The organism is Bradyrhizobium sp. PUT101, from assembly GCF_052043945.1.
Classification (GTDB): Bacteria; Pseudomonadota; Alphaproteobacteria; order Rhizobiales; family Xanthobacteraceae; genus Bradyrhizobium.
On the sequence record NZ_CP197207.1, the window covers coordinates 689,324 to 713,620 of the forward strand.

Below are 24,297 nucleotides of genomic sequence, written 5' to 3' on the forward strand. Positions count from 1 at the left end.
GGCGTTCATAGTCGTCGTAGCCGTAGTATCCCTGTCGACCCTGCTGAAACTGCGGCGGTACTGTACCGTTGGGGTAGCACTGACCGTCTCGAACATCGACGTCTGCGCCGTGACCACAGGGAACACGATATCTGCCGTAGCCTCCACCACCGCGATAGTACCCGAGATCCCCTATGAGCACCGCAGATCGCGAGTGGATGCCTTTGAGAACAAGATCGTGGAAACAGATGATCCCAGTTGGATCGAGGCCGAGTGTGAGGTAGACCGCACGTCGGATGCCGAGACGCAAGCTGCTTGTGATCTGCTGAGTGTACGCCATGGCAGGTCTTATGGTTCTCGTGCAGCATGCGGTCCTGCGGACAGCAAGGGCTGGCCGAGCCATGTGTCTACTGCGAGCGGTGAAAAATCGCGGTCCTGGCACACCGTACTTATCGAGAATATTGCTGTCGTCCTGACGATGGGGTTGAGTGAAGTCGCGCATTGAGCGGCAAACAGCGCCGGCCTCACCGCCGGCGGGTCTGTTCTCCGGATTGATCTGTAAGCCGGCAATATGTAGAAGCACGCTTCTTGAAGCGGTTCTTAGCCGCTTAGGGTGCAAATCGGGTGCCGGTTTCGCGTTCTGTTCGTTCCGAGGCGCGGGCTAAGCATTTGATATTGTTATCTTGGAAGGGTGGCCGAGTGGTTTAAGGCACCGGTCTTGAAAACCGGCGTGCCCGCAAGGGTACCGTGGGTTCGAATCCCACCCCTTCCGCCAGTCAAGCTTATTTTTCAATAGCTTAGGTCGCCCATTCACCAAACGACTAACCACGCTTCTGAACCTTCCCGTTTGTTCCTGATCGATCACGGCGCTTTGACGGGGGATCATCGATTGACGCGGGCGCGAGCAATCCCCCCATCAAACATGCGTCACAGCCTGAACGCTGCTAGCCGGGCTTGTTGTATCGATCGCAGCCGTCTTCCTGAGCTGCTTTGATCGGGCTGTTGGGGTCGGCATTAAAGCTAAAGCAAAAGTCGTATCTTCGCTCTAATCCAAAAATGTCCTGGTATTTGACGCCGCCAAAAACATAGAGCCTGTGATGGTCGATCTTGAGTAGATCGATGGCTTTCTGCGAGAAGTTGACGGTAATTGGCTCTTGGATGGCGTGATCGCCCCCATAGAGAATTGGATAGCTGATGGCCGTGATGCCGTCACCAAACCGATTGAACGGATCGGAAAGGCTGGATCGATCCGCTAACGGGAATTCGCCGATTTCGATGGTGGCGGCCAAGCGCAGCTTGTAAGCCGGCGTAGCTCCGGCCGTTCGAATTGTGATCGTTGGGCCAATTGGCGTCCCAGCGCGGACCGGTCCGAAACTGCCGTGATCCACATAAACATACGCCCGGAGTTGATGTTCTGCCGTGTGTCGAGCGTCGATAACGAGGTAGACCGTGGCAATGAATAGTCCCGCAGTCGCGACAAAGAGCAGCACAGTCGCCGCTGTGAGTGGTTCGCGAAAGCTCCGCAACCACGCCTTTAGCCCCGCGGTGTAGCGTGATGCTCCGCTGTCATTGCCGGCCGCGCCTTGCTGATTGTTACCATCGGTTGCAATTTGCTGGGATTGATCGCCGTCCATTCCGTCCCCTCGATTGATTGTCGCGAATCGATTGTTATCGCAGAACGGGAACTAGGCAACGTCCGGTAGCAGAACCAAATTGCTCCCGTCCGCTTGACGAACCTCGCCTTGGAAGCGAGTTGCCGATGGGGGTAGACTGCGGGTTCCAAATCGATTCGAGGCAATAACGATTTCCGAGGGAATTCGATCGATGGCGGTGGCAGATCGATGCCACTGAATATCCCGATAAGGTTTCTTCCAGTCCTCAATAGTGAAACGCTGAAGAAATGCTTACAACGGATGCATGGGCGTTTCTAAACATCTCGCATCCGGTGTGCGCGTGGGCGACTTACCGAGGTTTTTTGGTTTCTACTCGGTCAGACCCCGGCTTCCTGTCGATTTGGACCCTTTCAATGATCCAAAGCGACGATCAGCATCGCATTCAACGTGAGCTTAGTCTCGAAATCCAACGAGCCGCCTACTATCCGAAAAGGGTTTCGCGCCTCAAGGGAATGTATTGCTTCACAGACCTAGCAAGTGCTGAACGCGCAATGAATTGGGGCAACCACTTCAAGCCGAAGTACCTTGCCGAACTCAGCTTGGCGGAAGCCCGAAAGGTGTCCGGTAGACTAGACTCGAATTGGATTACGTTTGAGCTTCGAGAACCCCCATTTTCGCCATACGCTTTGAACGCTTACTGGAGCGGGCTACCGCATCCACAACATGAGCCGCTCTGGGAAACCCTGGTCGAGGGGCGGCTAATTGTGCTCGGTACCGACTTGAGGGAAAGAGCATACGGATTGGTCGAGCGCCACATGCCATTTAGCACCGCGTTCCTTGAGGCTGCGAGAGTGGCAGCGTGGGGGGGATCCGATTTGGGAAATTGTACAGGATGGGTTCACGAGGAAGGCGACGATCTTGTTTTCGATTACATCATGGACATGGAAGACGCGACCAATGAGAAGTTTCTTGAAAGACTGGGCGCGCTTCGCGCCGAAGGCCATCCCATGAGGCCTGACGCCGTTCAAGCATTCGCTGAAGACAAGGTTCGTTTGCCTGATCTGCGCCCCCTAAGTTTTAGGAGGCCAAAGGCTCTATTGCCGTTTATGGCGAAAGCATCTCGCGATGCGACCGGATGACGTATGATGATCAGAAGGCCGCAAAGTGTGATGGAAGAATTGGTGAAAGAGTTCGGTGAATGACAGTTTTTTCGCGATAGTCAGCGCGAGTTATTCCAATCATTTACACCCCGAACGCGGCGGATGATGTTTCCGCCTGGCCGACCTTAGCGGATTGAGCCTGATGTCCGCTCTTCGGTGTTGAACTGAACTTCGCCGAGCAAGCTGCCGAGGTCTCGGCGCGTAACCCTTCGCAGACATTCGACGTGATGTATGTGGTCGGCTTTCGATCAACTCGCGCGGCTTTGAGCGTTGAGTGATCTACTGAATTCTGTCCCACCCCCACAAACGCGTTAAGCGCCTTTCTTCTTCCTCGGGCCTGTCACGGGAGCGCGCGGCTGCACTTCAACGACACGCGAAGGCTTTTCCTTGCCGATGCGTTCGATGAGGAACCGTGACAGCGCTTCGAACGTGTCAAAGCGGTTTATCGTGTGGCCCTTATAGACGTCCTTGGAGAACCAGAACATGCGACGGCTGAAGGTGAGCCACGTCGAGGGCATCAAGACGTAGTCGAAGATCGCTTCGTTCTTCTCGTCCAGCCGGACCGCGACAACCCACCCCTTCGGCCATCTCACGCGATACTGCAGCGTCCAGCGCAAGGGCCGGTTTTCGTAGTTGCGGCATCTTGCGACCCGAAAGACGACATTCACGGCATTATCGATTCGAAGGCATTCGGTCGAAGGATTGAGAGTAGCATGGCAACCAAGTGTCTCGAAAGCGTCTCGAAGGCGCGCAGCATTGCCAAGCTGCAGGGCGACCCATCGTTGATGCGCGGCGTATGTGTCAAACCAGCCTTGATTGCCGTTGTACCCAATGAGCCGATAGATGTTCCGCAACGTGCCGAAGTGCACAAGATACGAAGACATGGACGGCAAGCCAGGACTTGAATTGATGATGGTTTTACTGAGGCTGCCTTTCTTCATCAGGACCTTGCGAAGGCGAAGCAACATTTCTTCTTCGGGGATACTGACGCGCCCATCGGCCATGATCTTTTGCACGCGCCGGAATGCGTCGCGATGGACGATGGGCTCGATGGCTTCCTCATTTCTGATCCAAAGCTCCCTTGGGTTGCGCGTAACCTTGGCGCCAAGCTTCTTGCTTTTGCGATTGTAGGTCAGAACGCCGATATAGGCTTCGTTTCGGAGGAGTTCGCCGACCGTTTTTCCAAGCCACGGTCTTCCCTGGCTATTCATGATCCCTCGCCGGTTGAGGTCTCGCGCAATGGTGGCCTGCGATTTGTGTCGGAGATACTCGTGGAAGATCGATTTCACGATCTCGACTTGATCGGGCGCCCCGGAGATGAGCTTGACGTGGTCGGTGAGCAAAGATTTGCGCTGGCCCACCGTCAAAATACTCTTCGGCCTGCATTGATCGTCCACAAGACGTCGTTGCAGCCCGTAAGCGGTGGGACCGCCCATTTTAAAGCCGCGACGCGTTAGCCGGATTGACCCTGCAAAAACTTTGGCGGAGAGTTCCCGACTGAACTCAGCCGCCATCACTCTCTTAATGTTCTTCATAATGCTGGCAAGAAGGCTTCCGTCATTGTCGAATTGCTCCGCGCAATAAACGACCTTGACGCCCGCCTTGCGGCAGATGAACTCGTAATGCGCGCTCTCGTCAACATCCTGAAAGCGTCCCCACCGGCTCACGTCGAAGACAAGCAGATGAGCGAAGTCAGCGCGGCCCAATTGCACGTCTTCGACTAGTTCGGTTAGGCCAGTTCGGTTTTCGATCTTGAGGCCGCTTTCGCCCTCGTCACGATAGGTACGGACGATGGTTAGCTTGTGAAGATCGGCGTAGGTCGCGATGACCACTGCCTGATTCTCAATCGAGTATTGCTGGTAATCCGTAGACATGCGGACATACTGCGCCGCACGTAGTACTTTTTGCGACTGAGGCAGACGCTTCGCATGCACGACAAGGGCGTTCGCCATGTTGCCTACACGCGGCGAAGTCGCGCCGCGCCCGTTGGGGCATCTCAAAACATTTAGGCGCGTCATCAGGTCCGCGCCACGGAAAAGTGCATTCAGAAACGGTCAACTGGTATGTCGCATTATTCAAAACCTCGCTGCGGTCATCGGGCGGCTATCACGTGACGATTTCCATAGCCATCTAAGCCCCGGTGGTTAGACATTTTGGTGAGTGCGCGAAATTCGTGAGCGATGACAATGCTCCGGCAGGAGGGCGCGTCCGCCACTCCACCGAGACATTCCCCGGACGCGGTGTGAGTTCGACACCGCGTCCGGGGTGCGCACACCGGCAGGATAGCGACAAACGACCGGTGCTGCATTCAATTAGCGTTTGTCGACGGGCGCGGCAGCCAGCAATGAGCGAAGATGGTCAGCGTGAAGGGTAATGGTGGCTTTGTCTCCGTCGCGCTTCAACAATTCACGGAAGTACGTGAGATGCGATTTCCCGGCCTCTTGCTTTTGCTTAGTGGTCATCTTCATGTGGTTTCATCCTTCGCTGGTATTTGGACGATTTACCCCGGCTCATCCAAGGGGCCGATCCTATTTGCGCCGTTCGCGGCACTTGTCTGGAAACCGCGTTGCCAGTTGATCAACGTAGTCATCGAATAGACGCCCAGCGTCGTTCATAGAATTGGTTTGCTTTTCGAAAAACAATTGCAGGTTCTTCGGCGCTTCAAACGAGTGATCCGGCGTGGTCAAGATGTGCTGACTTACGATGCGAAGGAACGTTTCGCAGCTAATCGAAAGATCTGGCGTCGTGACATTCGCGAAAAACTGAACCTCGCGGGCTGGCTCACTCTGATATCTGTCCAGATAAAGCGCTTCGCATTTTCTGATGACGGCGTTCCTATTTGACGCGTATTCGCCGTTCCTGCGATCGTACTCCGTGGCGCTCGCATAGCACATCAAGCCGTCGCGATTGAATGAGTAAAGCATCGGGACGGGAGCGAATACCTTATAGAGCCGCACATCGCGAAGCGGTGAATTATCGGCGATGCGATGCGCAATACAATGATCACGCATAGCTGTGTTCGCTTCATTGTTCATTGCAGATGTCCATCCATTTGCGGGCTGCGTCGGTTTCGGTGTCGGTCAAGAGTATCTTTGGAGCTTCGTCGAAAAGTGCAGCTTCCACACTACGGCGCATCATCGGCGGGCCATGCCCATCAAGCATGCTGGCGTATGGGCGCGCCTCAATTTCGAACTCGTCATCATGCTTCGCTTTGCGCCCTTCGATCCATTGCTCGAAACGTGCTTTCCATCTTGCGTAATAGGCGCGTTGTTCATCGTTTATCGTATCGAGGCGAGCGGCTAGGCTGCGGGGTGGTTTAATCCGCGCGATGATCGCCGCAATTCTGTTCCTGTCCCGCTCCGTAATTGGCATCAGTGTCGCGCTAGGATTGTTTCGAGTTCTGTTAGGCGTGCGCGCATTTCGTTGATGTCGGTGACGTTCTTTAGTTTCTCCATCGCTGTCGCGATTGCCTTGGTTTCGTCGGCGGTCAATTCGCCTTCGATAAATGCTTGCATGATCGTCGCGGGTTCTGCGTTATCTAACTCAACCGTACGCGCTGGCGGCAGGCAGTAACGCAGGATCAATTCCAAAGCCTTCCAGTGCGACGCGCTGTCTTTGTCGTTGAGCGCATCGCGCAATTTGTTGATTGCGTCCGACCCCATTTCTTTGATGCTTGCGAGCATCGAGGATGACAGCCGATTTTTTGAACCCGGCTTGCGTCCAGAGGTCGTCACAAATCGTCCGCCTTCACCACGAACGACCTCGCTAGAAATAGCGGGATTTGGCGTCGGCGGCATGTCGTTGCTCATAGTTCTATATCCAAGCTACCGCAATTGCCCAGCGTGCGCACCACGCTCCAACTGCGGAACGCGGTACTGATCCGCGTGGCGTGATCGGGCGAGGAAACTCAAAAGCACACCTCCAATGATGCAGACGTGCTTTTGAAATACCGAACGAGCGCATAATTTCAGCCGAGTTGATCGGGGTGACGCCACTCCGCAAAATTACACGCTTTTCGATGTTCGGCCCGCGCACGTGCATCATCCCATAACGAGAACGTAGGCGTCCTGACGCTGCAAACCGCAAGTCAACTCGACGACGGTGATAGTCTCGTTCAACACCCGCGCGACCGCTTCCGCGACTTTCGATCGGGCCTTGATCCCATCGATCTTGGCCCGCGCCGCATTCTCGGCAGCATCGACATCTGGACCGTTCGCCAGCACGTCATCGACGGAAGGGCGCTTCGGGAAATCACCCTGCATTCCGGAAATTCTAACGGCGCGGAGCACGCTGTAGCGCGCCTTTGCCTGCTCAACAATTTCAGGCGGCAGTCCGTCCAGCCCGCCACTCTCGATAACACCGGCAAGTTGTTCCTCGCCGAAGCCCTGCAACAGGCGCACCTTGTTGCCGACGTCCGGGGCAGCGTCCAGAAGTGCCAAGGCGCGCGCACGAATGTTCATCGTCGCAATAGACGTCGGATCGACTGCCGTCAGATTGGCCCACGCTGATGCAATGGTCTGCATTTCACGAAGCGAGGCAACGCGAACATCGCGGGCGGCATTGGCGAGCCCTGTGGACGCCACCGCGAGCCGGTTGTACGCGGGGATTTTATCGATCGCGTACTCAGTGCCGTTGCGAGCAGCAACCGCTCCGAACCGCGCCAGCGCTCCGCCAAGCGCGGTCATGGGCGCGTCCAGGGCACCGCCGACGTCCGGAAGGAACGCGCCGGTTGAGTGGTCGCCAACGCCAAACATGAAATTGGTGCCACGATTGGGAACGTGTGTGCTGGAAAAACGAATTGTCATTTTGACCCTCTGGATTTTGACCTTGACTCAGGCGGTTGATTTGGACGGGTCAAACATGAGTCCGCCAGCCGCCATTGTCGAGAGCAGCGCCGAGCCACTGCCGGACGCTGCGAAACGTGAATTTTGCGATGGTCCGTCGCGCTATTGCGTCGTTACAAATTGATGCGGACAAAAATCGTCGTGAAGCATGGTGCTATTGCGAATTGATGCGTGCGAAGATTGCGATGGTAGCAATCGGCGATCCATACAATTTAGCTGTTGATAAAGTCGTCGGCGCTCCGGTGCGGCCGTATTGGACAGGCGGCCTGTGGCTCTGGGCTGAACACTGATCCGCAGTGCTTTGGTGATGGGCAGTGGTGAGTGCAACGACCATCGCAATATTGATCGTAATGATCTCAGATATTTGGACCGCAATCACGGCGGAAGAGCCATCCGTTTACGATTGGGTCGATCATCGGGACGCAGGTGCTCGCCAAAATCAAGTCATGGAGCGCTGCGACCCATTCGACCCTCGCCCGGTCTTTCCTATGAAATCGCCGTTCCATAGGGCTTTTGGAAAAGGGTCGAATGGGTCGCATTCCAATGTTATGTAATTTTCAAAATCCCATATTTTCTTATAGATCGTATCTAGCGGTGAGCACGTCCAAAATTAGCGCAGCAAAAAGCCCGATGCGACATAGCGTTTGCCTCGCCATGTGAAGAGTGCAACGCCCCTTGTTCGGAGGAAGCCCGTCCGTCACATCATTTGGCGTCAGTTGCAATTCTCGCGGTTGATCGGCATTTGAATGATGTTCGTATGAGCCATCGGTGGCGTGGTTTGACCGGGCATCGTCTGTTTCTCATCATCGGTTGTCAGCACAGGGTGCGGTTTCAATTCGATGCCGCGATAATGGATGAGTCTGCTCTCAACCTTTGTGATGCCGAGTTGCAACGCGATCCACGTTCCAAACTTGGTCTGTGATATTGGTTGTTCGCCGCGCTCACGCTTCCAAATCACATAATTATTGTAAAGCATTCCTGATGTGGGAAGCTGGTTATTCGGGCGAATGTCCGGGTCGATGATTGTCGCGCGTTCGGACAACCACATTTCAGGTGTGCTCTGCGAGTTGAAATATGCGGTTGTGGTTCGCTCAATCTCTCCGCTGACAGTCAATCGCTTTCCGGATTCGATCCATGCTCTGTGGCCTTCTAAAAGCCATTGCAATACCGCGCCAGCGTCCGCGCGCAATTTCATCGGCAGTTCGCGATCTTCTTTTCCGGCGAAATCTGCGCGGAACGGCACGATCTTAAGGCGACTCCTGATCGCGATATCCTGTGTTCTAATCTGTGGCAGGTCATTGCCGATTAAGAACAGCTTGAACGTGCGCTTGAAGGAGAAAAAGTTGCCTTGCATGTATCGCGCTTCAATCGTTTGGTCGCCTGAAACAGTTTTCAAAACGCTGGTGTCGAAATACGTGCCTTCCTTAACTTCGTTCGCGAACGTAAATCGTCCGCCCATTAGCGTTGTCAATCCGGTCGGGTGTTGTTCGTGCCTGTTTGATGCAAACACTTCGCTGGGGACCTGTTTCGCGTAGTCGCCTAGCGCATATGTAATTGCCTCGATCAGCGCTGATTTTCCGTTGCGCCCATTTCCCCACAGGAAGCCAATCCAATGTTCCTCAATTGCGCCTGACAAGGCTGCACCAAGCATGATCTGCAACGTCTTTGCGGTTTCCTGATCGTTACGGGTGATCTCGGTGATAAACGTTTTCCATCGGTCGCTAACAGGTGTCGGTGCTACACTGGCTATGTTGGTGATGTGGTCGGTTGGATTGTGCGGATTGACAGTCCCTGTTCTAAGATCAATCGTCCCGGTTGGCGTGTTAAGCAGATAGTTGTCGGCATCGAATAGTGTCTGGTCGCGCAAAAATTCAGGCATCGTCGTTAGTGTTGTTAAGACGCCTTGCCAGAAATTCAGCGCGCGCGGTCGCTTGATGTCAGGGTTTGATAGGCTGGTGCAGAACTGCCGAACTATTCCTAGCATCGCTTCCGGCTGCAAGTCGGCCCATCGCTGGCCGTCCCATTGCAGCCATTGTTTGCGTGAAGCGTTGTAAAGAAATTGCCGGGTATGTTTCATCGCGAACGCCGTTGCCATATCGGCATGGGTCCCCATCAAAATCAACGTAGCGAAAGTGTTTTGTTCTACCTGTTTCCATGATGGCAGCGGTTGATCATGCGGCATCGATACCGATGATGGCCCCAACGTCATTTTGGCGCGCTGATTATCGGTAAGATTGCCGCTTTTGATCGCCTGATGTCTAAGGTATGACCAACCGAAGTTCGTTCCGTTGTCGGCGGATCGCCATTGCTTATCGTTTGCGCCCGGTTCGTTCGGCTGGGAATAGCCAGTATTCCATCCGTCCCAAACTAGGCGTGCAGCAGTATCGTCTACAAGGCCGGTAACGGCGTGACGAAACGCAAAGCTAATGTCTCGCCATTCGTTGCGGTTGCAGTTTACATCGAGACTGTTTAACGCGATCGTTGCGAGTTGGAAATCTGGCGCGCGATCGGTGCCGAGTGGTTTGCGTCCAGTCGCACTATTCGCTTTCGGTGGCGCGATGATCAGGCTTTCAATCTTGTCGATATATTGCCCGCCATTCGCGCGGAAGCATTGGACCCGATGACCGCTGATCAGCCGTCCAACATAGTAGGATTGGCTATCGATAAAGCTTTCATTGGCGAGAACACCGCCTAGAATGCCGTTGATGCGTCCGACTAGATTGTGACGTTCGGACACGCTACATGGCTGCGACAGGGGCGCGAGAACACGCCATCGCGGCTTTTCCGGTGTGTGTGATGGACTGGTGTAAACGAACGCGATGACGTTTGCTGCGGTCAATCGAAATGAGGCTTCGTGCGGCTGAACCAATTCGGCATCGTAATCGCCTTCGACGCCGTAGATCATCTCGACGTTGGCATTGTTGCGATAGTCGTTCGCGAACGTCGCGAGCTTGATCATCGGCAATTCATATTTGGTTGCTGCGTTCGGTGCGCTTTGTTCGATCCAATCACAAATGCCCGTCCAAACGTTTTGATATCGCGTGCCTTGCGGTTTGTTGGCGCTGTCGAAATGGGTGAACGTGATCTGAGGCGATGGCGGCGGCAAACAGCCAGGGTGAAACGCACGGATCACGAGAGGGCGCTTGACCGCGCCGCACGTTAGTTTTAAAAGCATGGTGCTTTCTTTCAATGTCAGATGATTGTTACCGGGCGCGCTGCTCTCAACGGTGCGCCCGTTCCCTTTTGCGAGCTTGTGCGGCGGCCCTTGCTCGCGAGCGGCGGATGAACGTTCCGCCCTGTGCTTTGAGACAGTTCACAAAATTGACGCCACTAACCGGAACGACTAGCCGTCCGCTGTGGCGAGGGCCGCTTTGCGCCGGTTCGCGATATAGTTCTCGATGTCGCTGGCGAGATAACCAACACGACGCGGGCCTAAAGGGATCTTCGGAGGAAAGCCTTGGCCTGCTTTGGCGTAGCGGCGCAGCGTTGGCGCAGAGATCGTGAGGCGCTGGCAAACCTGATCGGTGGTCAGAATAGTGGTGCTGTCCTGGGACATGGGCCGGGTCCTGCTTTGAATTGATGGCATTGCAGGGCATCCACCCACGTACGCTGCGTCTTTACCGCAACTCAGGCCATCCGACCCTTGCGCCGCTGTCATCCGACTTCGCGACCACTAAGCACTCTCATATTCGCTTACGATGCGTCAAAAAGAAAAAGCCCGCGAACGGGCTTCTTCCGGGGATTATGCACAATCAGCTTTCAGGCGATCAGCTTTTCCCATTTTGCTTTGTACGTTGCTGCGTCCGTTAGGAGATAATCGCACCATTGTTGCATTAGATCGCGGCGACGGTCGAATGCGTTACCCCGTCGATAGGCCCGCTTCGTCTTGTCCTTGATGGTGTGCGCAAGTGCCATATCGGTGATCACGTCCGGATGCAGAGTTGTATCTTCCGCCCAATCTTGGAACGTTGATCTAAAACCGTGTACTGTAAGGCCTTCGCGCATTCCCCGTAGCATCTCCAACATGCTCATGTTGCTAAGCGGCTTGCCACGCTTCATACCGGGAAAGACATAGGGGTTTTCATCTATCGTTGGCAGTGCCCGCAATAACTGAACAGCGGCATCCGACAAGGGAACGCTGTGTTCAACGCCAGCCTTCATGCGTTCGGCGGGGATGGTCCACGTAGCATTGTCTAGATCGAATTCGGACCGTCGCGCGTTTAGCGTTTCGTTCGTGCGCGTTGCACAGAGGATTGTCAGCATCAATGCCTTTGCGCTGTAGTCGGGTCTTTCGCGCAATTCGATCATGAAGGAGGGGGCGTCCTTCCAATCCATCGCTTCAAAATGACGCCTCGATTGCTTTCCATTCAACCAATGTTCAAGGTGATCCTTCCATTGCGCCGGGTTGTGATGGGTGAACCAAATCTCTCGTGTTTCGGGGTTGGTTATCCCTTTTGCTTTCGCAGCGCCGATCACGGTTTCAATTCTCATACGCACTCGCGACGCTGTTTCGCGCGCGCCTGTCCAAAGCGTGCCGTTCTTGCCTGCGCGTTCGTGGTCTTGTCGCAGGACCTTCAACACATCATCGGTCGTGATCTCTTGCGGGAGTAACTTGCCGATGATCGGATATGCATAGGTTTCCAGCGTGTTTTCCCATTGCTGAAGGTGTTTTGCATTTTTCCAGCCATCCTTGTGTTGAGCGATGTACTCGCGCGCTACTTCCTCGAATGTATCGATGGCTGTTTTGCTGGCCGTCGTGTTGGCGGTAGCGATCGAGGCGTGGTCCGCGTCTCGTTCGGCTAACGGGTCGCGTCCAGCTTTGATCAGCTTCCGGAGTTCCGCAGCCCGCCATTCAAGGGCTTTCAGTCCGGCTGCGTCGATCGGTTCGTAGGGCTGTAAGGTCATCAGGCGCCGCCGACCGGCTGCCGTGGAATAGCGGAGGGCCCAGAAGGCCGAACCGCTTTTGGCGACCGCGAGGCACAGCCCGCGCTCGTGCGCCCACATGCCCGGCTGAGCGGCTTGGACAAGGGCTTGAATGGTTTTAAGGGTGAGACCTTTTTTAGGGCCTGTTGGCTGGGCTCTATGGGGATTTGGTGCGTGCACTGCTGGCGACCTCGCTGGTTAATCGCCACGCTAGACATTCACCTTTTCGAGTTCACCACGGCTCTTTGCGCCTGTTTCCTCATGATCGCTCATGATCATCTAAACTTGGGGATAACAAAACAAGCTCAATGCTTTAGGTGCGCTCGTGATCGCTGGTGATGTCGCGTGACGCCCCAACGCTAGGGTCACCCCTTCCGCCAAAAACTCAGCAAGATTAAGTGCTTGAGCTGAGCCTTACCCGCCGGAGCACAAGCGAAGTACAACCGTTTCGGTCCGGCCATGACAGCGGTCGATCTTGTCGGATGGCTTCTGCCGGTGGTGGTGGCAGTCACATTAGGTTTGGCAAAGAGCCCCTCTGCATAGCCAACCGTCAAGGCCGCCACCGAGCAGCATCTCCCGGCAACAATGGCCAAGTTGGGACGCACGCCAATGCGCCACCCAATTCGAACCGCCGCCCAACGCTGCCAAGCGTCAGGGCAATTCCTACCAGGAAATGCGGTCTATAGCTTCGTCTGCACCTGATTTGGTAAAAAATCCATCCCCTTTCGGGGGCGCATTGGCGCCCCCGTTATGCTATTCGGACCGCATGGGGATAAGTTTCAGCCTGGACAGATCAAAGAACGATACATCCGTGACGCTCGATCTGCTGCGCGCGGTTGCCGCTCAGATGGTCTGTGTGGGGCATGCCTATTCCTTCTTCATCGGCCCCTGGCCGGCTGGTCTCCCGTACATTCAAAACGTCGGCGTTCTCCTGTTCTTCCTGCTCTCGGGATTTCTGATTACCCACACACTCGTTTCACGATCGTCAAACCCGGATTATGGATTCCTGCAATTCTTCATTGACCGCTTCGCCAGGATCTATTCGGGCCTCATCCCGGCCTTGATGTTTGTCGTCGTCGTTGATGGGTTCGTGCTTTATCTGACCGCCGAACCGACGATTGCGCGCTACTACACGCTAAAGACCTTCATCGCCAATCTGTTCATGCTGGAGGGCTACCGCGGCGTGTATCCCGACACGCTGCAATGGTCGGCATTCGGGTCAGCCAGCCCGCTTTGGACACTGGCGATCGAGTGGCACATCTATATGTTCGCCGGGTCCGTGTTCTTCATGTGCCGGAATCCCAGGACAATCCCGCTGCTGGCGCCCGTGGCGTTGTTTTTCGGCCAGACCCCGGCTCACTTCCTGTTCGGCGCCTTCCAAAGCGACGGAGTCGGCCGCGGCCTGTTCTCGCTCTGGCTCGCCGGAGCCGCAATCTATGTCGTGGCAAGATTGCCCTATCGGCTGCCCGCGGCCGCCCTCTTGGCTTTCGTCAGCGCCGCGGCCTTTGTCGCGATCACACCCGCCGGCAATGAATACAGCTTCGTGGGATATCCATTGTTGGCAGCGGTGGTGTTCGGCATCGTCGCAGCGACTCAATCAAGTCACCGACTCACGTCGCAGAGGGTGCAGAGAACGATCGGATTTTTTGCCGATTATTCTTTTTCGCTCTACCTGGTTCATCACACCATCATGTCGGCGATTTGGCTGCTGTTCCCCGACCGGGGAGTGCCGGTATTCGTCCTCGCGGTGGCTATCTCCAATGTGGTAGCCATCGGCCTCGCCTCCATCGGTGAGAACAGGCACAAGGTAATTGCGCGCCTTCTCACTGGGAAGTTTCGCCTTCAGGCGCAACCGCGCATACAGGTTCTTGATTAGAACTCCATCGCTTCGAAATTTATCAAGGAGACCGATGATGTGCCGGCTCCAGCGTTTACGGCCAGATCAAACCAGTACGGCGTACTTGGTGCCAGCCCGGTATTTGATGGTTGACATCCCAAAGGGAGTGGTGGCCGCTGCAACGGCGGTTGCGAGGCTTTGAACTGGACCAACTTGAGTTCCTGAAAGCGCGCAGATCCCACCCATCCCTTTCATAACCGGTGAGGCGCTGCTCGTTGCGGTTGGATTGGCTGGATTGGCATTCAGCATTGTTTCATTAAGCGCCAGCCGAATATCGTTCCTTGAACTGGGATTGTTCCAGATCGGACCGCTTCCGAAGGTGACTTCTTCGGTCTCTGGGCGATGGATCCTCACGCGCGGCAAGATACGCGAAGCCCCCACCAGCAACCGTCAATTCGCAGCGGGTTGGCGGCTCGATGACTGTCCCAGCCTGGCACATGAACCTTGGCACGCGCCATGCAGACCTACCTTTAACCGGGGATTTTGCATTTCCCTCCCTGGGGCTGGAGCAACGCCGCCTGCCATCATTTCAAGCAGGCGGCGTTGCTGTTTCCGCAGCCCGCCGATCGGGTGCCCCGGTACCAACGATCGTGAATCCTGTTTGCGCCGGCGATCATGGAAAGTTCTGCCCGTTCGCGCTCCGAAGTGCCGAGGCCGAAGGAATCGCGCAGGTTCCCGGCGTGGTTCAGCCGGATTCCCCGCGACCGCGGGTCCTTGAGCCCCGACCCTGGGCCCAGCCATGCCGTTTCGTTCTGGGCCTGGCGGTTCAGGATCGGCTTCCTTGCACCGGCAAAAAAATGCGCGCCCCCGAGGGAGCGCCGCGCGATGCTCTTTGCTGTCAGCTCAGTAGCCGCAGGACGCGCAGCCCATCTGCACCGGGGCGTAATAGGAATAGCCCGGCGAGACCATCTCGACGCGTTGGCGCGTGGCGTATTGCGGCGGGATGCGCTCGTACTGGACGCTCGGGGGCGCGACCATCACGGTCTGCGGCACCATCACGGTGCGGTACTGCGCCGGCCTGCGGTGCGCGACCACGGCGCCCGGCGACACCATCACGGTCTCGTCGACGCTGCGGTATTGCGGCGGCACGTATTGCTGCTGATAGCAGGTCTGGCACGGCGGCGGTGCGTAGCAATTGTAGCAGCCGGCGGAGGCCGCACCCGTCATGGAAATCGCCGCAACGACCGTTGAGAAAACGACAGCAAGAGTACGAGACATTGTGGTGGTGCCCCAGTTGCCCGAATTGGATTTGCGAAGGTCGGCGCAGTATACGCCGCAAAACCTTGCCTTGCCGAACTTCGTCGGGGCATCCTTAATGCGAACGGCCGGCTTTCGCCGACCGTTCAGAACTTGTTGACCATGCGCGTCAGGCGAATGGCGCGTGCTCAGTTCGAGCGACGCTTCACCTCGCGCACAGCGCCGCGCGCGGCGCTGGTAGTGAGCGCGGCATAAGCCTGCAGCGCGGTCGAGACGTTGCGCTTGCGGCCCGTCGCCTGCCAGGCGGCGTCGCCCTTCGCCTCTTCCGCTGCGCGGCGGCTGGCGAGCTCCTCGTCGGAGACCTCCAGCGTGATGCTGCGGTTCGGAATGTCGATGGCGATGACGTCGCCAGTCCGCACGAGACCGATGTTGCCGCCTTCCGCCGCTTCCGGCGACAGATGGCCGATCGACAGGCCGGACGAGCCGCCGGAGAACCGGCCGTCGGTGACGAGCGCGCAGGCTTTGCCGAGGCCCATCGATTTCAGGTAGCTGGTCGGATACAGCATCTCCTGCATCCCGGGGCCGCCGCGCGGGCCTTCGTAGATGATGACCACGACCTCGCCGGCGACGACCTTGCCGCCCAAGATGTCTTCGACCGCGGCGTCCTGGCTTTCGAACACGCGCGCGGGGCCGGAGAATTTCAGGATCGAGGCGTCGACGCCGGCGGTCTTCACGATGCAGCCGTCCTGCGCGAGGTTGCCATAGAGCACGGCGAGACCGCCGTCCTTGCTGAAGGCGTGTTCGAGATCGCGCACCACGCCCGTCTCGCGGTCCGTGTCGAGCTCCTCGTAGCGGCGCTCCTGGCTGAAGGCGACCTGAGTCGGGATGCCGCCGGGCGAAGCACGGTAGAAGGTGCGCACGGTCTCGCTCTTGGTGCGCTTGATGTCCCAGCGCTCCAGCGCATCGTTCATGGTCGGCGCGTGCACGGTCGAGACCGAGGTGTCGATCAACCCGGCGCGGTCGAGTTCGCCGAGAATGCCCATGATGCCGCCGGCGCGGTGCACGTCCTCGACGTGAACGTCGGCGACCGACGGCGCGACCTTGCACAGCACGGGCACGCGGCGCGAGAGGCGATCGATGTCCTGCATGGTGAACGCCACCTCCCCTTCGTGCGCGGCGGCAAGCAGATGCAGCACGGTGTTGGTCGAGCCGCCCATCGCGATGTCGAGCGTCATCGCGTTCTCGAACGCCTTGACGTTCGCGATGTTGCGCGGAAGGACCGAGGCGTCGTCCTGCTCGTAATAGCGGCGGACGAGATCGACGATGGTGTGTCCGGCCTCGACGAACAGGCGCTTGCGGTCGGCATGGGTCGCGACCACCGAGCCGTTGCCGGGCAGCGCGAGGCCCAGCGCCTCGGTCAGGCAGTTCATGGAGTTGGCGGTGAACATGCCGGAGCACGAGCCGCAGGTCGGGCATGCCGAGCGCTCGATCACCTTGACGTCGTCGTCGCTGACCTTGGAGTCAGCCGCCGCGACCATGGCATCGATCAGATCGACGGCCTTGGTCTTGCCCTGCAGCTTGACCTTGCCGGCCTCCATCGGGCCGCCCGAGACGAATACGGCGGGGATGTTGAGACGCAGCGCCGCCATCAGCATGCCGGGCGTGATCTTGTCGCAATTGGAGATGCAGACGAGGCCGTCGGCACAGTGGGCGTTGGCCATGTACTCGACGCTGTCGGCGATCAGCTCGCGCGAGGGCAGGCTGTAGAGCATGCCGTCATGGCCCATGGCGATGCCGTCGTCGACGGCGATGGTGTTGAACTCCTTGGCGACGCCGCCGGCCTGCTCGATCTCGCGGGCCACGAGCTGACCGAGGTCCTTGAGGTGGACGTGGCCGGGCACGAACTGGGTGAAGGAGTTGACGACCGCGATGATTGGCTTGCCGAAATCGGCGTCCTTCATGCCGGTCGCGCGCCAGAGGCCGCGGGCGCCCGCCATGTTGCGGCCGTGGGTGGTGGTGCGGGAGCGATAGGCTGGCATGGCGGTTTCCGTCCTGGGTTTGGGGGCCGGGCGGGAAAATGTGGAGCCGCCTCAGGCCTTTCCGGCCGGATAGCGCACGGGGTGATCAGGCGCAACGGGAACTTGCCGCGAACCGGCCCGGATCGGCCTATCGCAGGCCTCCCCTGCTCCCGACGCGTGGGCACAGGCGGTCTCAGCCGTCATGCCCGGGCTTGTCCCGGGCATCCACGTTCTTGGTTCTGCGCGGCAAAGACGTGGATGGCCGGGAGAAGCCGGGCCATTACGGAGCATTTACTGCAGGGTCGGATCGAGCCGGTCGCGGAGCCAGTCGCCGATCACGGAGACCGCCAGCGTGGTGACGACGATCGTGGCGGCCGGCGCCAGCATGATCCAGGGTGCCCGGGTAAGGTATTCCCGGCCATAGCCGACCATGTTGCCGAGGCTGGTCATTGGCGGCTGTACGCCTAGGCCAAGGAAGGACAGCCCGGATTCCATCAGGATCACTTCAGGGAAGACCAGCGTGGTCGAGACGATCAGGGTCGAGGCGATGTTGGGCAGGATATGCCGGAGGTAAATCCGCGACGGCGTCGCCCCCAACTGGCGGACGGCCGCCGCATAGCCTTGCGCATTGGCCGAGATGGCGAGGCCGCGCGCGATGCGCGCATAGCGTTCCCAGCCGAACAGGCCCATCAGGCCAATCAGCAGCGGCAGCGAATTGCCGAAGAAGGCGAGCACCGCCAGCGCCATGATCAGGAAGGGCATGCTGGCCTGGAAGTCGGACAGCATCAGCACGAGTTGCTCCACGGCGCCACGGAAATGCGCGGCGAGGAAGCCCAGCGTGGTGCCGACGATCGCCGAGATCGCGGTGGCGCCGAAAGCGATCAGCAGCGAGATGCGGATGGAAACGAGAAGCCGCGACAGCACGTCCCGGCCGAGCTCATCGGTCCCCAGCCAGTGCGCGGCGTTGCCGGGCGCCGCGAGGCGGTTGCGCAGGTCGAGCTGGGTGAAGCCATAAGGCGCAATCTTCTCCGCGAAAGCCGCGATCAGCAGCATCGCGACGATCCAGGCGACCGCGAGCGCGACCGAGACCGGAATTGCCGGCAGGCTGATACGGCGGCGAACCGCAGTGTCCTTCAGCGTCGCGTCGGTCATGCGTGGGCTCCCTTCGCGCGCAGCCGTGGGTCGAGGAAGCCGTAGAGGAAGTCGACGATCAGGTTGGACGTCACCATGGTCATCGCGACCAGCAACAGGATGCACTGCACGACCGCGAGATCGCGATTGGCGACGGCGACCACGAGCAGGCGCCCTACTCCCGGCCAGGCGAACACGCTCTCGACCACGACCGCACCCGCGATCAGCGTGCCCACCATGAAGCCGAGAATGGTGACGGTCGGGATCGCCGCATTCGGCAGCGCATGCGACGTCACCACCTTGCGCCACGGCACCCCCTTGGCCGAGGCGGTGCGGATATAGGGCTGCCCCAGCACCTCCAGCATCGCGCTGCGGGTGAAGCGCGCCAGCACCGCAGCTCCACCAAGGCTGAGGGTTACGATCGGCAGGATGGCGTGGCGCCAACTGTCCTGTCCGCCAGACGGCAGCCAGCCGAGCTGCACGGCAAAGACGAGCACCAGCAGCAGCGCCAGCACGAAGCTCGGCACCGTGAAGCCGGCGACCGCCGTCATCATCACGGCGCGGTCGATCGCGGAGCCGCGATGCAGCGCGGCGTAGATGCCGGCGGGAACGCCGAGCGCGACCTTGAAGAAAAAGGCCGGCAGGGTCAGCGTCAGCGTGGCCGGGATGCGCTCCAGCACGAGCTCGATCGCGGGCCGTCCGTCGCGCATGGAACGGCCGAGCTCGCCCTTGGCTATTGCGCCGAAGTAATCGAGATACTGGAACCAGATGGGATCATCGAGGCCCCAGGCCTTGCGGAAGGCGGCCAGCACCTCGGGCGGCGCCTCGGGTCCCAGAATCATCAACGCGGGATCGCCGGAGAGGCGAAGCACGACGAAGGCGAAGGTGACGACGAGCACGATCGTCAGCGCCGCGCGCCCGATCCGAATGGCGAAATAGCGTCCCATCAGGCTGCGTCCCTTGCCGCGGCGCCCGTGACGAGATGACAGGCGACCTGCCTGTTGCCGCCGACGGCCGCGAGTGTCGGTACCTCGCTCGCACAGCGCGCGATGGCGCGGGGACAGCGCGGGTGGAAGGCGCAGCCGTTCGGTCGTGCCGCCGGGTTCGGCGGATCGCCCGACAGGACGATGCGGCCGGCGCTGCGGCGGCCCGGCGCGGGCGATGCAGAGACCAGCGCCTGGGTGTAAGGATGCTCGGGCCGCGCGAACAGGTCGTCGGCGCTGCCGATCTCGACGATGCGGCCGAGATACATTACGGCAACGACATTGCTGATCTGCCTGACGACGCGCAGATCGTGGCTGATGAACAACAGCGTCAGCGACAGCCGGGCCTGAAGATCGGCGAGCAGGTTCACCACCTGCGCCTGGATCGAGACGTCGAGCGCGCTGACCGGCTCGTCGCAGACCAGGAAATCAGGCTTGGTCGCGAGCGCCCGCGCCAGCACGATGCGCTGGCGCTGGCCGCCGGACAGTGCGCCCGGGTAGCGCCCGCCATGCGCCGGCGTCAACTCGACGGCGCGAAGCAACTCGCGGACGCGCTCCTCGCGCTCGGCGGGCGTGCCGAGACCATGGATGTCCAGCGGCTCGCGGATTTGCGTCGCCACCGGCAGGCGCCGGTCCAGCGCGCCGAGCGGATCCTGGAAGATCATCTGCATGCGTGCCCGCTGCGCACGCCAGGCGGTCGTCCCGGCAGCGGCCATCGGCTTGCCCTGGAAGCGCACTTCGCCCTTATCTGGCGGCTCGAGGCCGAGCACGATGCGTCCCGTGGTCGACTTGCCCGAGCCGGACTCGCCGACGAGACCCAGCGTTTCGCCCTTGGCAATCGTGAGCGACACGCCATCGACCGCGTGCACGGCCGTGCTGCGGCCGAACATTCCGGAGCGCATGGCATAGCTGCGCGAGATCGCGGACACCCCGACGAGCGGCGGGCTCATTCAGCCGCGACCCCAAGCAGCGCGCGGCGCGAGGTCTCGGCGCGGATGCAGGCGACGCTGCGGTCATCCGCGATCGGCGCCAGGCTGGGAGCGGCAAGGCGGCACGGCTCCGCCGCCAGCGTGCAGCGCGGCGCGAAGGCGCAGCCGCTCGGCATGTGCGCCGGATCAGGCACCGTCCCGGGAATGGCGGTGAGACGCCGGCGCGGTCCGTCGAGTGGCGGCAGCGCGCCGATCAGACCCTGCGCATAGGGATGCACGGGATCGGCGAAGAGCTGGTTGCTGGGCGCCTGCTCGACGATGCGGCCGGCATACATCACCGCGACACGGTCGCAATTCTCGGCGACGACGCCGAGATCGTGGCTGATCAGCACCATCGCCATGCCGAGCTCGCGGCGGACCGTCGAGAGCAGCTCCAGGATCTGGGCCTGGATGGTGGCGTCAAGCGCCGTGGTCGGCTCGTCCGCGATCAGGAGATCGGGATTTCCGGCGAGCGCCATCGCGATCATGATGCGCTGGATCTGGCCGCCGGAGAATTCGTGCGGATAGGCTTCGAGCCGCCGCGCCGCGTCGGGAATGCCGACGAGATCGAGCAGCCGTCTCGCTTCCGCCTTCACGGCGTTGCCTTGGAGATCACGATGCAGCGCCAGCGCCTCGCAGAGTTGCTTGCGGATGGTCAGCACCGGGTTGAGCGCGCTCGCCGGATCCTGGAAGATCATGGCAATGCGTCCGCCTCGCACGCGATCGAGTTCGGCAGCCGACGCGCCGAGGATCTCTCGTCCATCGAGCCGCACCGAGCCGGAGACCTGCGCATGGCGCGGCAGGAGGCCCAGCGCGCCGAGCCATGTGACCGACTTGCCCGACCCGGACTCGCCGACCAGGCCGAGGGCCTCGCCCTTCTCCAGGGTGAGATCGACGCCGCGCAGGACCGGCACGCCGCTGAAGGCGACGCTCAGGCCTGCAATGCTGACCAGCTGCGGCACGTCAGGCCTCGAAATTGCCGGCGCGGAAATCCATCGCGAAGGCGGGAGATGCCTTCCACTTGATGGATTTCGGCTTGGCGGTGAAGGTCGCGTTCTGGTGCAACACCGTGTAGGCGGGGTCTTCGCGCTCGGCGATCTCCAGCATGCGGCGGAACGCCTTCTTGCGCGCGGCGCGGTCGGTCGAGGTCTCCAGGAACTCCGAGAGCTTGTTCAGCTCGACATTGGTCCATTCGCCGATCTGCTGCTGCTGGCCGTTCGGCCCGTGCTGGGCGACCAGCGAGGACACGGGATCGTTGAACGCGGCCGAGTTCGACCAGTCGCGCACGGCACGCGCGGGTCCACGCTCCATGACCTGCGACCAGTTCTCCTTGGTCTCGATCTGCACGTTGAGGCCGACCGACTTCCACATCTCGACCAGGATCTGCGCGGTCGCGACCTGGTTGGTGTAGTAATTGTTGAGCAGGCGATAGGGAATCGGGTCGCCCTTGTAATTGGCCTGCTTGAGCAGATCCTGCGCAAGCTTGGGATCATACGCGGGCACGCTCCAGTCGGCGTTGAACATGTCGCCGTAGAATTCCCACTGCAGGCCCTTCGGCACGCGGGTGCGGCCGGCCCACAGGCTGTCGACGATGGCCTGGCGGTCGATCGCATGGGTGAACGCGCGCCTCACCAGCGGATTGGCGAGCTGGGCGTGGTTCTTGTCGAACACGGTCAGGCGATGATTGAGGATGGTGCCGCCCTGCACTTCGAACGCGGCGTTCTTCTCGATGCCGGCGATCTGATCCGGCGGGATGTCGCAGGCGAACTGGTATTCGCCCGACAACAGGCCGTTGATGCGGCTCGCGACTTCAGGCACTTCGAGGAAGCGGATGCGCTTGAGCGGCGGACGGCCACCCCAATATTCGTCATGTGCTTCGAGCGTGAGCGAGACGTCGGGCTTGAGCTCGACGACCTTGTAGGGGCCGGTGGTGATCGGCTTGCGCGCCCAGTCGAGATAGCTCGCAGACTCATCCCAGGCGCGGCGATTCATGATGTCGGAGCCGTAGCGCGACAGCCGGCCCTCGATGGTGACGTCGGGCGTCGCGTTGTAGAAGCGCACGGTGTACTTGTCGACGGCATCGACGCGCACGAGGTCCGGCCAGATGCGGCGGGCGACGGCCGGCACATCCGGCGGCAGCTCCTTGCCCGGCCGCGGCGTCGGGATCTTCTCGAACGCTTTGATGGTGGAGCGGTTCTTGGCCTCGGTCTCGCCGAACATGCGTTCGCGGCTGAAGGTGAAGACGACGTCGTCCGCCGTCAGCTCGTCGCCATTGTGGAACTTGACCCCCTGGCGCAGCTTCACCTCCACGGTCTGATCGTCGATGCGGCGCCATTCGGTGGCCAGGCCGGGCACGGCTTCGAGACTGCCACGCCAGTTCTTCGAGATCAGGCCCTCCCAGACCGACGAGAAGAATACGCGCTCGCCGACATTGGACTGCTCGCGCAACACGTCGAGCACGTTCGAGTTGGTGACCTTCTGCACGGCGATCGTGACCGACGGACGGTTGTCGCCTTGCGCGATCGCAAAGCGCGGGAGCAGCAGCGTGCTTGCGGCGACGCCGCCGGATTTCAGGATGCTGCGACGGGTGAGCTTGCTCATGATGATGACCCTGCCTTTGTGATGACGGTTATTGGGCGAGGCCGAGCGCGGCGAGATGGGCGGCGCCGGCGCGGACGTCGTCGTGATTGCGGAGCTCGAGGATCAACCGCGGATTTGACGTCAGACGGCCAAGGGCGCGGAACACGGCGACCCACGGGATATTGCCTTCGCCCGGCGCCCAGTGCCGGTCGGCAAAGCCGTCTGTGTCCTGGAGGTGCACATGGGTCAGCATGTCACCGGCTGTCTCGACATAGTAGTCGACCGGGGGCGCCCCGGTGGAGACATGCGCGTAGTTGGCGTGCCCGGTGTCGAGCGAGACGCGGACCTTGCTGCTTTCGAGCGCCCTGGCGAGGCGCACGCGGTCGCGCGGATCCTTGTCCTCGATGTTCTCGATGACGATCTCGCAGCCGATGGTTTCAGCGCGCGCAATCACCTCGGCGAGCGTCGCCTTGACGCGCTCGACGATGTTGCCGCGGTTCTCGGGATAGAGGTCGAGATTGTTGTGATCCCACGTCGTGAACGGCGAGTGGATCACCATCTGCGTCGCGCCGAGGAACTCGGCGGCATCCAGCCCCTGAAGCAGGCGCTTGGTCACCGCCTGGCGGATCATCGGATCGTGGCTGTCGATCTTGAAACCCCAGAACGGCCCGTGGATGCCGAGCCGGCCGGTATGGCCGGAAAGCATCTGCTTGATGTCGCCCGCCGTGCTCCGCCAATCGCTGTCGAGCAGATCGGCGCGGAAAAAATCCTGGATCTCGAGATCGCGCTGCCGTTCGAGAAGCCAGTCGCGATGCGCGGGGATCGATTTGATGGACAATGCGGCGCCCAGCACCGGCTTCGACATGGCTTGCTCCTTGACCGTCGACGATGACGGGAGCAGCGCTAGACCAGTTCAATGACAGGCCCGTGAATGTGTCTTCAGCGGCGCTAACGAGATGTGGACATCCTGCGCATTGCAAGCAACGATGTTGAGCAGCGGTGCT

General features: G+C 59.8%; 22 protein-coding genes and 1 tRNA gene. 5 read left to right on the forward strand and 18 right to left on the reverse strand.

Translation table 11 applies throughout. The features are described from left to right. Positions 1-193 precede the first annotated feature (193 nt). Together ACSHT2_RS03350 and ACSHT2_RS03355 are read left to right on the forward strand one after the other, a co-directional pair. Positions 194-484, forward strand: coding sequence for a hypothetical protein (locus tag ACSHT2_RS03350; protein ID WP_440640377.1), 291 nt, complete (start codon positions 194-196; stop codon positions 482-484). A 180-nt stretch (positions 485-664) separates the two neighbouring features. After that, positions 665-754, forward strand: a tRNA-Ser gene (locus tag ACSHT2_RS03355). Positions 755-923: 169 nt separating this feature from the next. Here the strand turns inward: ACSHT2_RS03355 and ACSHT2_RS03360 are convergent. Continuing rightward, complete coding sequence (locus ACSHT2_RS03360) at positions 924-1,613, reverse strand: hypothetical protein (RefSeq protein WP_440640378.1); 690 nt, start codon at positions 1,611-1,613, stop codon at positions 924-926. Between the two features lie 392 nt (positions 1,614-2,005). Here ACSHT2_RS03360 and ACSHT2_RS03365 point away from each other — a divergent pair, with 392 nt between their 5' ends. Beyond that, positions 2,006-2,731, forward strand: coding sequence for a hypothetical protein (locus ACSHT2_RS03365; protein WP_440640379.1), 726 nt, complete (start codon positions 2,006-2,008; stop codon positions 2,729-2,731). 332 nt (positions 2,732-3,063) lie between these two features. Here the strand turns inward: ACSHT2_RS03365 and ACSHT2_RS03370 are convergent, their stop codons facing one another. From ACSHT2_RS03370 to ACSHT2_RS03395, 6 genes are all read right to left on the reverse strand, one after another. Then, complete coding sequence (locus ACSHT2_RS03370; protein ID WP_440640380.1) at positions 3,064-4,704, reverse strand: recombinase family protein; 1,641 nt, start codon at positions 4,702-4,704, stop codon at positions 3,064-3,066. Between the two features lie 360 nt (positions 4,705-5,064). Then, entirely contained in the window at positions 5,065-5,220 is a 156-nt protein-coding gene (locus ACSHT2_RS03375; RefSeq protein ID WP_440640381.1) for a hypothetical protein, read from the reverse strand. 60 nt (positions 5,221-5,280) lie between these two features. Next, on the reverse strand, positions 5,281-5,787 hold the full coding sequence (locus ACSHT2_RS03380; RefSeq protein ID WP_440640382.1) for a hypothetical protein: 507 nt from the start codon (positions 5,785-5,787) through the stop codon (positions 5,281-5,283). Then, complete coding sequence (locus tag ACSHT2_RS03385) at positions 5,777-6,124, reverse strand: hypothetical protein (protein WP_440640383.1); 348 nt, start codon at positions 6,122-6,124, stop codon at positions 5,777-5,779. Before ACSHT2_RS03385 ends, ACSHT2_RS03380 begins: the two co-directional genes overlap by 11 nt. Beyond that, a complete protein-coding gene (locus tag ACSHT2_RS03390; RefSeq protein ID WP_440640384.1) occupies positions 6,124-6,561 on the reverse strand; it encodes a hypothetical protein in 438 nt (145 codons plus the stop codon). The genes ACSHT2_RS03385 and ACSHT2_RS03390 overlap by 1 nt, the downstream gene beginning before the upstream one ends. A 231-nt stretch (positions 6,562-6,792) precedes the next feature. After that, a complete protein-coding gene (locus ACSHT2_RS03395) occupies positions 6,793-7,557 on the reverse strand; it encodes a hypothetical protein (RefSeq protein WP_440640385.1) in 765 nt (254 codons plus the stop codon). A gap of 116 nt (positions 7,558-7,673) precedes the next feature. Here ACSHT2_RS03395 and ACSHT2_RS03400 point away from each other — a divergent pair, with 116 nt between their 5' ends. Further along, positions 7,674-7,886, forward strand: coding sequence for a hypothetical protein (locus tag ACSHT2_RS03400; protein ID WP_440640386.1), 213 nt, complete (start codon positions 7,674-7,676; stop codon positions 7,884-7,886). A gap of 422 nt (positions 7,887-8,308) precedes the next feature. Here the strand turns inward: ACSHT2_RS03400 and ACSHT2_RS03405 are convergent, their stop codons facing one another. The 3 genes from ACSHT2_RS03405 to ACSHT2_RS03415 form a co-directional block, all read right to left on the reverse strand. After that, entirely contained in the window at positions 8,309-10,786 is a 2,478-nt protein-coding gene (locus ACSHT2_RS03405) for a phage/plasmid primase, P4 family (RefSeq protein ID WP_440640387.1), read from the reverse strand. A 153-nt stretch (positions 10,787-10,939) separates the two neighbouring features. Beyond that, on the reverse strand, positions 10,940-11,152 hold the full coding sequence (locus ACSHT2_RS03410) for a helix-turn-helix transcriptional regulator (protein WP_440640388.1): 213 nt from the start codon (positions 11,150-11,152) through the stop codon (positions 10,940-10,942). A gap of 203 nt (positions 11,153-11,355) precedes the next feature. Beyond that, positions 11,356-12,699: a tyrosine-type recombinase/integrase gene (locus tag ACSHT2_RS03415; protein WP_440640389.1), complete on the reverse strand. Its 1,344-nt coding sequence runs from the start codon at positions 12,697-12,699 to the stop codon at positions 11,356-11,358. A 631-nt stretch (positions 12,700-13,330) separates the two neighbouring features. On the opposite strand from ACSHT2_RS03415, the gene ACSHT2_RS03420 reads away from it, so the two are divergent. Continuing rightward, the gene (locus ACSHT2_RS03420) at positions 13,331-14,395 is read left to right on the forward strand and encodes an acyltransferase family protein (protein WP_440640390.1); all 1,065 of its coding nucleotides are present in this window, start codon (positions 13,331-13,333) and stop codon (positions 14,393-14,395) included. Positions 14,396-15,259: 864 nt separating this feature from the next. Here ACSHT2_RS03420 and ACSHT2_RS03425 read toward each other — a convergent pair. From ACSHT2_RS03425 to ACSHT2_RS03460, 8 genes are all read right to left on the reverse strand, one after another. Next, complete coding sequence (locus ACSHT2_RS03425; RefSeq protein ID WP_440640391.1) at positions 15,260-15,583, reverse strand: hypothetical protein; 324 nt, start codon at positions 15,581-15,583, stop codon at positions 15,260-15,262. 218 nt (positions 15,584-15,801) lie between these two features. Then, a complete protein-coding gene (ilvD, locus tag ACSHT2_RS03430) occupies positions 15,802-17,652 on the reverse strand; it encodes a dihydroxy-acid dehydratase (protein WP_440640392.1) in 1,851 nt (616 codons plus the stop codon). Positions 17,653-17,922: 270 nt separating this feature from the next. Beyond that, positions 17,923-18,783 (reverse strand): ABC transporter permease, encoded by an 861-nt coding sequence (locus ACSHT2_RS03435; RefSeq protein ID WP_319334689.1) that lies wholly within the window; start codon positions 18,781-18,783, stop codon positions 17,923-17,925. Next, positions 18,780-19,709, reverse strand: coding sequence for an ABC transporter permease (locus ACSHT2_RS03440; protein WP_440640393.1), 930 nt, complete (start codon positions 19,707-19,709; stop codon positions 18,780-18,782). Before ACSHT2_RS03440 ends, ACSHT2_RS03435 begins: the two co-directional genes overlap by 4 nt. Continuing rightward, positions 19,709-20,695 (reverse strand): ABC transporter ATP-binding protein, encoded by a 987-nt coding sequence (locus ACSHT2_RS03445; RefSeq protein WP_440640394.1) that lies wholly within the window; start codon positions 20,693-20,695, stop codon positions 19,709-19,711. Before ACSHT2_RS03445 ends, ACSHT2_RS03440 begins: the two co-directional genes overlap by 1 nt. Further along, the gene (locus ACSHT2_RS03450; protein ID WP_440640395.1) at positions 20,692-21,675 is read right to left on the reverse strand and encodes an ABC transporter ATP-binding protein; all 984 of its coding nucleotides are present in this window, start codon (positions 21,673-21,675) and stop codon (positions 20,692-20,694) included. The genes ACSHT2_RS03445 and ACSHT2_RS03450 overlap by 4 nt, the downstream gene beginning before the upstream one ends. 1 nt (position 21,676) lies before the next feature. After that, positions 21,677-23,314 (reverse strand): ABC transporter substrate-binding protein, encoded by a 1,638-nt coding sequence (locus tag ACSHT2_RS03455; protein WP_440640396.1) that lies wholly within the window; start codon positions 23,312-23,314, stop codon positions 21,677-21,679. Positions 23,315-23,342: 28 nt separating this feature from the next. Beyond that, a complete protein-coding gene (locus ACSHT2_RS03460) occupies positions 23,343-24,158 on the reverse strand; it encodes a sugar phosphate isomerase/epimerase family protein (RefSeq protein WP_440640397.1) in 816 nt (271 codons plus the stop codon). Positions 24,159-24,297: the final 139 nt, after the last annotated feature.

Excerpts from the sequence above, each read along its gene's own strand:
- ACSHT2_RS03435 (WP_319334689.1), bottom strand. The coding sequence starts at position 18,783 with ATGACCGACGCGACGCTGAAGGACACTGCGGTTCGCCGCCGTATCAGC.
- ACSHT2_RS03410 (WP_440640388.1), bottom strand. The coding sequence starts at position 11,152 with ATGTCCCAGGACAGCACCACTATTCTGACCACCGATCAGGTTTGCCAG.
- ACSHT2_RS03390 (WP_440640384.1), bottom strand. The coding sequence starts at position 6,561 with ATGAGCAACGACATGCCGCCGACGCCAAATCCCGCTATTTCTAGCGAG.
- ACSHT2_RS03440 (WP_440640393.1), bottom strand. The coding sequence starts at position 19,709 with ATGGGACGCTATTTCGCCATTCGGATCGGGCGCGCGGCGCTGACGATC.
- ACSHT2_RS03445 (WP_440640394.1), bottom strand. The coding sequence starts at position 20,695 with ATGAGCCCGCCGCTCGTCGGGGTGTCCGCGATCTCGCGCAGCTATGCC.
- ACSHT2_RS03360 (WP_440640378.1), bottom strand. The coding sequence starts at position 1,613 with ATGGACGGCGATCAATCCCAGCAAATTGCAACCGATGGTAACAATCAG.
- ACSHT2_RS03370 (WP_440640380.1), bottom strand. The coding sequence starts at position 4,704 with ATGGCGAACGCCCTTGTCGTGCATGCGAAGCGTCTGCCTCAGTCGCAA.
- ACSHT2_RS03425 (WP_440640391.1), bottom strand. The coding sequence starts at position 15,583 with ATGACGGGTGCGGCCTCCGCCGGCTGCTACAATTGCTACGCACCGCCG.
- ACSHT2_RS03460 (WP_440640397.1), bottom strand. The coding sequence starts at position 24,158 with ATGTCGAAGCCGGTGCTGGGCGCCGCATTGTCCATCAAATCGATCCCC.
- ilvD (WP_440640392.1), bottom strand. The coding sequence starts at position 17,652 with ATGCCAGCCTATCGCTCCCGCACCACCACCCACGGCCGCAACATGGCG.
- ACSHT2_RS03385 (WP_440640383.1), bottom strand. The coding sequence starts at position 6,124 with ATGCCAATTACGGAGCGGGACAGGAACAGAATTGCGGCGATCATCGCG.
- ACSHT2_RS03365 (WP_440640379.1), top strand. The coding sequence starts at position 2,006 with ATGATCCAAAGCGACGATCAGCATCGCATTCAACGTGAGCTTAGTCTC.
- ACSHT2_RS03455 (WP_440640396.1), bottom strand. The coding sequence starts at position 23,314 with ATGAGCAAGCTCACCCGTCGCAGCATCCTGAAATCCGGCGGCGTCGCC.
- ACSHT2_RS03375 (WP_440640381.1), bottom strand. The coding sequence starts at position 5,220 with ATGAAGATGACCACTAAGCAAAAGCAAGAGGCCGGGAAATCGCATCTC.
- ACSHT2_RS03395 (WP_440640385.1), bottom strand. The coding sequence starts at position 7,557 with ATGACAATTCGTTTTTCCAGCACACACGTTCCCAATCGTGGCACCAAT.
- ACSHT2_RS03380 (WP_440640382.1), bottom strand. The coding sequence starts at position 5,787 with ATGAACAATGAAGCGAACACAGCTATGCGTGATCATTGTATTGCGCAT.